Raw genomic sequence first — 1,316 nt, 5'->3', positions numbered from 1 at the left:
CAGCGAGCGGGCGGCCTGCGCCCAGCAGGTGGCCCGGGTCAAGCTGGCCGAGGATCCACAGACGGTGTTCTACCGCCCTGAGCGCGAGGCCCAGGTGCTGCGCCGGATCATGGCGCTCAACAAGGGCCCCCTGGAGGACGAGGAGGTGGCGCGGCTGTTCCGGGAGATCATGTCGGCCTGCCTGGCGCTCGAGCAGCCGGTCAAGGTGGCCTATCTGGGGCCGGAGGGCACCTTCACCCAGCAGGCGACCCTCAAGCACTTCGGCGACAGCGCCATCAGCCTGCCCATGGCGGCCATCGACGAGGTGTTCCGCGAGGTGGAGGCCGGTGCCGCCCACTACGGGGCCGGTGGAGAACTCCACCGAGGGGGTCGTCAACCACACCCTGGACTCCTTCATGGATTCCAGCTTGCGGATCTGCGGCGAGGCGGTGCTGCGTATCCACCACCACCTGCTGGTGGGGGAGACGACCCGCCAGGACAAGGTGTCGCGCATTTACTCCCATCCCCAGTCTTTCGCCCAGTGCCGCAAGTGGCTCGACGCCCACTTCCCCCAGGCCGAGCGGGTGCCGGTGTCATCCAATGCCGAGGCGGCCCGGCTGGTCAAGACCGAATGGCACAGCGCGGCCATCGCCGGCGACATGGCGGCCAAGCTCTACGGGCTGACCAGGCTGGCGGAGAAGATCGAGGATCGCCCGGACAACTCCACGCGCTTCCTGATCATTGGCCATCAGGACGTGCCCATGTCCGGCGAGGACAAGACCTCCATCGTGGTGGCCATGCGCAACCAGCCCGGCGCACTGCATGACCTGCTGGAGCCCTTCCATCGCCACCAGATCGACATGACCCGCCTGGAAACCCGGCCTTCGCGCAGCGGGGTGTGGAACTACGTCTTCTTCATCGACTTCAAGGGACATCGCGACGAGCCGCGGGTGGCGGCGGTGCTCGAGGAGGTGCGGCTGCGCGCCTCCGAGGTCAAGGTGCTGGGCTCCTACCCCGTGGGCGTGCTCTAGGCCATGGCGGTGACGGAAAGGCGCATCCTGATCGTTGGCCTGGGGCTGATCGGCGGCTCCCTGGCCGCGGCCCTGCGCGCCGCCGGATTTCGGGGCCCCATCCTCTCCTGCGACCCGGATCCCGACGAGATCGCCCGGGGCGTCGAGATGGGGCTGATCGAACGCGGCGCCACCGAGCTGGCCTCGGTCATCGAGGGCGCCTCTCTGATCGTGCTCGCCGTGCCGGTGCTGGCCATGCGCGGCGTCCTGGCCGAGCTGGCCGGCTGCCTGGAGCGTGCCGCCCCCGAGGTGGTGATCACCGATGTG

General features: G+C 69.1%; 1 protein-coding gene and 1 pseudogene. Both read left to right on the top strand.

The genetic code is table 11. The features are described 5' to 3' along the window. Positions 1-1,010, top strand: a pseudogene (pheA, locus tag J5F18_RS12725) (prephenate dehydratase); the annotation flags it as partial. A gap of 3 nt (positions 1,011-1,013) precedes the next feature. Further along, positions 1,014-1,316: prephenate dehydrogenase/arogenate dehydrogenase family protein (locus J5F18_RS12720; protein ID WP_346298986.1), on the top strand; the 303-nt coding region annotated here is incomplete at its 3' end.

This window comes from Halomonas sp. BM-2019 (genome assembly GCF_017584085.1).
Note: the sequence above shows the minus strand (reverse complement) of the source record. Positions and strands in the feature narration are given on the sequence as shown.